Source organism: Hydrogenophaga sp. OTU3427, from assembly GCF_038440225.1.
Taxonomy (GTDB): domain Bacteria; phylum Pseudomonadota; class Gammaproteobacteria; order Burkholderiales; family Burkholderiaceae_C; genus Hydrogenophaga.
Window position 1 is genome coordinate 1 of sequence record NZ_JASATI010000081.1, and the last position, 7,589, is coordinate 7,589.

Sequence of the window (7,589 nt, forward strand, 5' to 3'; positions counted from 1 at the left end):
GGGGTTTATTGACCGCTTACCGAAGTTCATCCTGAACAGACTCGAAGCAGCCGCCATATGCTTCATGATTGCCCATGACGTACAACACCGGCACGGGCCAATTAGCGAACAAGGTGACAGCCCCTGAAGCACCAGCGATATCGCCTGCGAGTACCAGCAGGTCTACCCCATGTGCAGGGCGTATCAGCGTCTCATCTGGGAAATGTCGCGAAAGATGTTCGAGGTGAAGGTCTGACGCAAGCTGGATTTTCATGATGATTTCTCTCGCTGCAGCCTCTCAAGTGGCCTGTGCTCCAAACTGAGCCTCAAGTTTCTGCTGCAACTCCAGGTAAACCTGCGGGGCGGACAAACCGTATGTGGGGTCACTGGCGACAAAGTTTGCGGCTGTGTGCGGTGGCCAGTCGGCAGCGTCGTCATCGATAGCAACCCAAGCGGAGGGTTGTCGTCTGCCAATATCACCAAGCACCTGCTGAGCCCTGGGTGAAGAGACAAACCAATCTCTCTGCATGCCAGTGTGAAACGTTGCACCGATGACCCGGTCCTGCAGCGACCGAGGTAAGTAACTTCCCGCTGCGGTGAAACCCAGGACACGGACCCAGCTCGTTGAAAGAACGATGAGAACATCAGGATAGGATTCCATCAAATCAACGAGCGCGTTGGCGTTCTCGAACAGATGGTGGTCCTCAAGGCCTGGTGCCAGATGAATGCCTCTACCGCGAGTCCGCCAAACGGCCTCGGGATGAAGCACTCCGTCATAGTCAAGGTAAAGGATTTTTCGACAGTATCCCCTGTGCTGTTGCGGTGGTCTGCAGTAGAAAAATCGCTCCCGCATGGTCAGCTCCCATCCACGGGGAGCTGGTCAATAATGTCCCCAGATTGGCCCCCTTGATTCGCCACCGCGCAACCTCGCACTGCAAGCGCTCCTAAGCGCGAGAGCGGAAGTAATGCGCCGCGGCGCTGTCCATTTGGCAGGGCTTTGGCTCCCAGTAGTTCAACGCCGCGCAATTGGTCGACCAAGTAGGAGGGGCGGGTATCCATGGCGTGCGCCAAGTCCGCCAGCGGCAAGTACTGACGGCGAAAAGCCAGCAGATGCTCTGGCATCACCACTCGACACGGCTGGCCCCGCAGCGAGATGGTCAAGGACTCAAGCAGACCTTCATCTATCCAGTGCGAGATGCTTTCCCATTTCCAGCCGGTCGCCTTCGAGAGCTGTTCTATCGACATGCCCGCTTCGAGCAAAGGCGTGCCGAAATGACGCATGACTTCGTCACGCCTGAACGTTGTGCCTCCCACAGTTCGCGCAACCTTCACGGCATGAATTTCTCCGGTCACTGCAGCCTGCATGACTCGCTGAATCGCCGCCTTGTCGCCCATCCGCCGACTGGTGAGCGATTGCCACTCGACAATGTCCTTGCAGGGAGCGGGCCGTGCGTGGAGTTTGAGAATCTCCAAGAGCTCGTGGATGGAGCTCTCCAGGATATGCCCGCCTTTGTGAATATCGTTACGCCACTTGATATCAGCGGTCAGCACGTGGGCATCAACCATCTGTTGCAAGACAGCCATCGGCACGTCCAGCAACTGCGCGGCCCGCTCGTCACTTATCCACGCGGCACGGCACGCTATCAAGCGCTCCACCTCTGAGACGGGCACCTCATAAACCAGCCCTCTCGTTCCAAAACGTCGGGTGCGGTAGCTGCACTCTTCCTCTTCCAGTGCCTTGAAAAGCCTGTCGCGACTGACACCTACCCGCTTTGCTGCGTCGGTCAATCGCAAGTGGTCGTTGAGGTCGGGCACCAGCTCTGCCGCTGTATCACCCGTCAGTACACCGTCAAAAGTCGCCTGACTCACCCGCAAGACGACTTGCAGAATGCCATGCAATGAATCGTCGGCGCAGACCTTTTTGAGCTGCTGATACCAACTCCCGAGCAAGGTGCTGACCGTGCGTGCATCCTGTTTCCCAGCCCAAATGCGCTCGCGCACGTGCTGCTCAAAACCATGGGGCCAGTCCGCCAACAATGACTGCAGCGGGCGCAGGAATTCAATGGCCTCCTGCAGAGTCGCGGGATTTGCTGTGTTACGCCTTGCGGCGGTCGCGCGCGGGTCTGCATATAAGCAAAGCAATTTGACGAGTTCGCTTAATGCTCTCGTTTTTACGCGGTTAATTTTCGGCTGGATTCCCGCAGAAGACCTGCCATTTGAGATGAGCAACGCAGAGAGCCAAAGCTGCACGTCCGTCGCGGCCGGCGCTTTGACTTCTCTGAGGTCAGCTCCGCAACCACATTGTTCAATACGGTCGCGTGTTTGACTCAACCAGTCGTTGCAAGACGCGCAGCGGTCGATGAGGATGGTTTTGTGCATGGGACATGCCGTGACATACGCGTGTTCCCAGTGCAGCCTGATATGCGGTGATTCGTTCAAGCATGCAGGACAGATTGCATCAGCGCGCTGTCTGTGTAGGCCTTTCCACGCTTTCGCAATTGACTCGGCAGCTGAGGCTTGCTCTGCCCACGAGCTTTCCAGCCCAAGCTGCGCCGCCACAAACTCCGGCCTGCCGAATAGGCCGCTTCGATGCGACGATACCTGTGCCATTCGTGCGAGCTCGCGCCAGCCCCAAAGCGCGTTACCAGCGGCCAGTCGTCGGTAGTAGCCCAGTCCCGATTCATCAATCTGCGGTGCAATTGTGTTGAGGAGCGGCATCAGTGTCTCCCTGTTTTTTGGCTATTGCGTGGCATGTTCATTCCATTAGTCTCTAGAACTTGCGCGTGAGCTCCGCTCATCTCGAGAGGGGTGACCTCGATGCGTACGAATGCCGGACTGTCCGGTCGCCCTGCGCTCTCGACCGCTTGCGCTGCCAAAGCCGCATCTTCAAACGTGAGCGGCCTGGGTGACTCGTAGACCAGTTGGGCTGCGAGCTCCTGAACAAACCGGCTCAGCACGCCGACCAAGCCGCCGCTTAGCAAGTAGGTGTGTTTGACCAGCACCTCCAGCGGAATATCTATAGGCCAGCCTCGCTCGGCAAATAGGTCTGCATAAGTCTTGACGCAGGTCGCAAAGGCCGCACGGTCGTCTGCGATGCGCATGTCGTAGGGCCGAAACTCACGCCGTGCCGAGGCGCGCAGGCGCAGTTGCTCGTTGCTCTGAAACAGCCGCTCAAGGCGGGGAACGCCCATCAAGATGAGGGTGATGTTGAGTTGGTCCGTCACAGACTTGAACCAATCGCCCGCCGCTCGTGGCGGAACGCGAGCGCCAGGTTCGACCAGGTGGCTGGCTTCCTCAAAAATCACTACCCTGGTTTGAGCCAGTTTCAATTGGTCGGCCATACGGTTGAACATGACTCCAGATGTGATGCCCCGCTGCGGGAGTGGAACACCCAGTGCGGTCAGCACGCTGACTGGCAGCAACACGGGGGAGATGTTGGGCGGGATGGGAACCACCAAAACTGGTACCTGGCGCACGCCTGCGACCTTCGTGGCTGGATGTTCGCGTGCCAGTGCATTGATTAACATGGTCTTGCCTACGCGTGACGGCCCTGTCAGCCATTCGGTGCGCGGTGCGAATCCTGCGAGTGCGTCTTGGATTCGTTCCGACAGAAAGTCGTGGTGCTGCATGAATGCACGATGCCGCAGTTCGCAGTTCTCGATACTGCGACGCAGTTCACGAGCAGCGTTCATGGCCGTGGCCGACCGTTTCGGCGGTCGAGTACCGGCAGTGTTTCGACTTCGTCGAATGACCAATCGCTCGCTTGCTGGGCTGACTTTGTTTCAGCTGCAGGTACAAACGGCGCGTCATTTGCTCGCTGTCTGGCCTTTGATTCCTTGAAGTTGCGGGTTGTCTCGCGATTCACCGCTGTGGATTTGCGCGCAGGGCGTGTTTTCTGGGAATCCGTTGAGGTAGCCTGCATTTCACGCCTGAACCGCACTGCGTCAGGATGCTCTTCCGAAGTGTCTTTCTCCTCAGCCAACTTTTGCTTGTACTGCTTGAGTGTGTAAGCGGGGCTGAATTCGTCCACAAATTCTTCGTGAAGCCGCACCAACGGCTTTGCAGGGTCCTCAATAACGTAGATGAATCGGTAGTCATCCGGGTCGACCAAGACTGTGACATTTGTCTCGCCGACGCGGTTAATCAGCCCTTCCAGAGCCTCGCCTTTGTAGTTCATTCCTTCGTACGTAACACCGGTCTTGCGCGAGAGTGTTCGGGTGGCTCGCCGGTACATCAGATTTCGCCACTCCTCTTCACTGACTGGCATCGGCATGACGAATCCGAGCTGTTCGCTTATGACCTGCCAGCGTTTGGCTGGTGTATTGCCCAGCTTGGTGTCTTCCCAAACTTGCGTGCGTTCCAGGCGCTTCAGACTGGTATGCATCCATTTTTCGTAATACCAACGAACGACCCACCGCTGCAACTCGGCTAGGTCCATCAGCGTGTCACCCAGCGCAATGGGGTCACGCTTTCCGTCTACTCCGTCAAAGCGGGTGCATCCAGGGAGCGTCTCGAGAGCTTCTTTGAGCGAGCGATTCAACCTTTCAACGAATGGTCGACCTTGCGGTTGTCTTGATTTACCGCTTTCCGCATCGATTCCCAGATGCGACAGGTTGCTCATTCGTTCACCCTTCGCTTCCGGTCCATTGTCGAAAGCGAGATAGGACGGCGTGCCGTAGATGTCCAGCTTGCACTCAATCCCTAATTCTTGTAGCTGACCGACCTTGCTTGTCAGTATCGAGTGCACACATTGCAGTCCGTCTGATTCTGACGGTGAGCCCACGACAAACAGCCAGCCGACGACCATACTTGTGGCACAGTCGATGGCATGTATCACCCACACATTTGAGGTCACCCCATAGGTTGTCTTTATATAAAACGGCAGGTGCAATGCATCCTGTTCGACACGCTCGAACGGATGAAACACGGTGATGCGCTTGCCCCCCACCGACCTTGCCCCTGCGACCTTCTTGGGGTCCATTCGCTCTGCGTCGGGGTCGACAGTCAGGTTTGTAGCAATAACCTTGTTCAGGTACTTTTTGCTGATGAGCTGATTTGTTTTTAATAGACCCGCGTCTCGTAAGCGGTCGTTGACCAGTTCATACAGTTTGCTTTTCGTCCAAGTAGAACCCTCGCGCAGGTAGTACGTTTTGGCCAAGTCGTAAATGATGTCCTCTGCATCTTTTCGATATCGTGGTTGCCGGTTGCCCTTGTTTTTGTCACCGACTAGCGGCACGTGCTCTTGCAACTGCGCATCACGGTATCGGTACAGCGTTGCTTGCGAGGGAAACGGCCGTCGGCTGGCGATGACGGAGGTTCGGTGCTCATGCAGAACCAGTTGGTACGCTTTGTGAAAGCTGCACGCGAGTGTTTGCATCGCCGTTTCCACTTCTCGCAGGCAGGACAGAGCGAATTTCAAATCTGCCGTGTAGTTCGGGTCACGCTGTTCTACGGCTGAAACTGCAGGGTCGCTGTCCCGCTGATGGCGCCACTCCCCCTTCTGGACTTTGTTTTTGATTTCTTGAACAGACCAATACCGTTCTGTGTGGTCGGCCCGGTTAAATAATTTGAGGTAACCGTCAACAGGCTCGGCGCTCAGAATGCGCCAGCCGCTCTCTGCATAACGCGCGTCGACGAGGAGGTCGCCGGTTTTCAAATGCCTGTTCACTGCATCATCCTCCTCAACAGACAAAGGTGTTCGAGGTCGCCTCCGGCCAAATAGACGGGCGTGTCGGCTTTTATGTGCTGGCCCACGACGTCCATACCGATGTAGCCCCTCAGCACTAACCACGGTGCTTGCTGGATGCTCGTGCGGAGGGCTTGGCATGCACTCGACAATGTCCAAACTTGCTCACTATCCGTGACCAGTTCTGCTTGTTGGAGTGCCACTGGGATTGGGGGCAGATTTCGGACCATGGCCTGGCTCAACAGCGCCAGGTTTCGCCTGAGCGCGACTTGAGGGTGGCTGGGGATGACGACCTTGCGACACTCATACCCGAAGTAATTCAGAATTTCTGTGGCGTGTTTGAGCTTGCGCTCGTAGTCGTTATCGCCCGGCCAGGATTCGTCTTTGACTTCCAGCGCCGTTCTGGAGGACTGACCTGACCAGTGAACGAGATGGTCCGGGGTGTAGAACCATGGCCCCGGGCGTCCTGCATGTTTTCGCCGCGCCTCTTTGACTGCGTCAGTTGTGTGGTGGATACAGCCATCTATCAAATCAACGGTCAGCGGCTGCGGAAGATAGGTTTCCACCGACGGGTCCACGTTTAGCGCGCAGCATGTCAGACGCTCTGCATGCCCATCGACGGTCATCGACTGCTGTGTCTTGGCATTGCGTGTCTGTATCCGCATGCGCCCGTACGTAGGCGCCACCTTGCGGATGCCAGCATCGTTCTCCGTTCTGCCTCGCTTGCCAAACTTGCTGCCGCTCATTGCCTGCCTTCCAATCCTCAAACCAGTACTGCCGCCAGCACAACCACACTGGCAGTTTTTCCCAGAACCGCCGCAAGTGTACGCGATTCGCCTACATCCTGGTTGTGAGCTGCTTTTCCAAGCTGCCAAAATGGGGCACTAAACACACGCTATTCAAAGCATTACTGACAGTGTCTGTCGTCTATAGAAGCGACCTGCCGCGTTGGCTGGCAGTCGGGCTTTACCTGCTTGCGCTGCAAAGCTCGGGTAACGCTGCGGCATGGGAAGAAGCCATGCGGACGCAGGCGGACTCCGCACAGACGCTCAAGCGCTTCATGCGGGTGGCCGGTTTTCTGGAGCGTCACTACCCTGATTCAATCGCACCCGGTAAGGACTTCCGTGCCGGCTCGGCCGTGATGCTGGAGTTCATACAGCTTCATGAGGCCTCGGCAGAGGCCGCCCATCAGGCTGCGGCGGGGGTTTTTAGCGGGGAGACGTCAGTTCGTGAGTTACGCCGGTTGCTGGCCACACTGCGTGAATCCTCACCCGTACCTGTCGCCTCACACCACGCGCAACGCTATGCAGACTTTAGCCAGCAGGCCATCGTGCTGCTTCTAAAAAGGCCTGAGCTTTTAAGTTTAGGAAACGACGTCGTTTTAAAAGTCACTCAGGTGCGCAGCACCTTGATGCCGAAACTCGTGGCCCAGACCCCAGAGGGGGAGGTGGCCATCGATATACGCGCACCGGATGTGAACGCTGCCAGGACAACGGCAGCGGCAGCAGCGGCGTTGGCGTCGCGGATTGCGGTTTTAAGGCTGCGGTTTTCTAAAGTCATCATGGTGCTGCCTCTAAAGTCCGCAGACTACGCTGAGCAAACTTTAAAGCTGCTCCAAGAGTGGGCCAGGGAGCCTGCGGAATTACTTCCGCACGTCTCTTTTGTGGTCATGAAATCGGAAGACGTTGGTGTCTAACCTTCAAGAAGCTGACCAAACAACATGAGCGCAAGTCACTTGTTCATCCAAGTAGAGTTGCTTCAGAACATGATGATTTCGCGCGCCACTGGCGGGGAGGTACAGCCCAGTGACTACTCAGAGGCACGTGAGGCTCTTGTCCGTGAGGGCAGCATCCAAAATCTACTTCCTAGCTTCACACACACTGCACGTTCACCCGACCAATTTTGGGGCTGGATAACCTGATTG

7 protein-coding genes are annotated in these 7,589 nt (G+C 56.7%); 1 reads left to right on the top strand and 6 read right to left on the bottom strand.

What is annotated here, in order from left to right:
• Positions 1-16 precede the first annotated feature (16 nt).
• Genes AAHB17_RS23995 through AAHB17_RS24020 form a run of 6 tightly spaced genes read right to left on the bottom strand, consistent with a single transcriptional unit; the run spans position 17 to position 6,411 of the window.
• Positions 17-253 carry a metallophosphoesterase gene (locus AAHB17_RS23995; RefSeq protein ID WP_342133584.1) on the bottom strand — a complete coding sequence of 79 codons (237 nt, stop codon included), beginning with the start codon at positions 251-253 and terminating at the stop codon, positions 17-19.
• A gap of 24 nt (positions 254-277) precedes the next feature.
• Positions 278-832, bottom strand: coding sequence for an HAD domain-containing protein (locus AAHB17_RS24000; RefSeq protein WP_342133585.1), 555 nt, complete (start codon positions 830-832; stop codon positions 278-280).
• 2 nt (positions 833-834) lie between these two features.
• Positions 835-2,697, bottom strand: coding sequence for a TniQ family protein (locus AAHB17_RS24005; protein WP_342133586.1), 1,863 nt, complete (start codon positions 2,695-2,697; stop codon positions 835-837).
• Positions 2,697-3,671, bottom strand: coding sequence for a TniB family NTP-binding protein (locus AAHB17_RS24010; RefSeq protein WP_342133587.1), 975 nt, complete (start codon positions 3,669-3,671; stop codon positions 2,697-2,699). The genes AAHB17_RS24005 and AAHB17_RS24010 overlap by 1 nt, the downstream gene beginning before the upstream one ends.
• A complete protein-coding gene (locus AAHB17_RS24015) occupies positions 3,668-5,647 on the bottom strand; it encodes a Mu transposase C-terminal domain-containing protein (protein WP_342133588.1) in 1,980 nt (659 codons plus the stop codon). The genes AAHB17_RS24010 and AAHB17_RS24015 overlap by 4 nt, the downstream gene beginning before the upstream one ends.
• The gene (locus tag AAHB17_RS24020) at positions 5,644-6,411 is read right to left on the bottom strand and encodes a hypothetical protein (RefSeq protein WP_342133589.1); all 768 of its coding nucleotides are present in this window, start codon (positions 6,409-6,411) and stop codon (positions 5,644-5,646) included. Before AAHB17_RS24020 ends, AAHB17_RS24015 begins: the two co-directional genes overlap by 4 nt.
• Before the next feature lie 104 nt (positions 6,412-6,515).
• Here AAHB17_RS24020 and AAHB17_RS24025 point away from each other — a divergent pair, with 104 nt between their 5' ends.
• The gene (locus tag AAHB17_RS24025; RefSeq protein WP_342133590.1) at positions 6,516-7,361 is read left to right on the top strand and encodes a hypothetical protein; all 846 of its coding nucleotides are present in this window, start codon (positions 6,516-6,518) and stop codon (positions 7,359-7,361) included.
• Positions 7,362-7,589 lie beyond the last annotated feature (228 nt).

What these genes read in the sequence shown, in the direction of transcription:
- AAHB17_RS23995 (WP_342133584.1), bottom strand. Translation starts at nt 253, where the DNA reads ATGAAAATCCAGCTTGCGTCAGACCTTCACCTCGAACATCTTTCGCGA.
- AAHB17_RS24000 (WP_342133585.1), bottom strand. Translation starts at nt 832, where the DNA reads ATGCGGGAGCGATTTTTCTACTGCAGACCACCGCAACAGCACAGGGGA.
- AAHB17_RS24005 (WP_342133586.1), bottom strand. Translation starts at nt 2,697, where the DNA reads ATGCCGCTCCTCAACACAATTGCACCGCAGATTGATGAATCGGGACTG.
- AAHB17_RS24010 (WP_342133587.1), bottom strand. Translation starts at nt 3,671, where the DNA reads ATGAACGCTGCTCGTGAACTGCGTCGCAGTATCGAGAACTGCGAACTG.
- AAHB17_RS24020 (WP_342133589.1), bottom strand. Translation starts at nt 6,411, where the DNA reads ATGAGCGGCAGCAAGTTTGGCAAGCGAGGCAGAACGGAGAACGATGCT.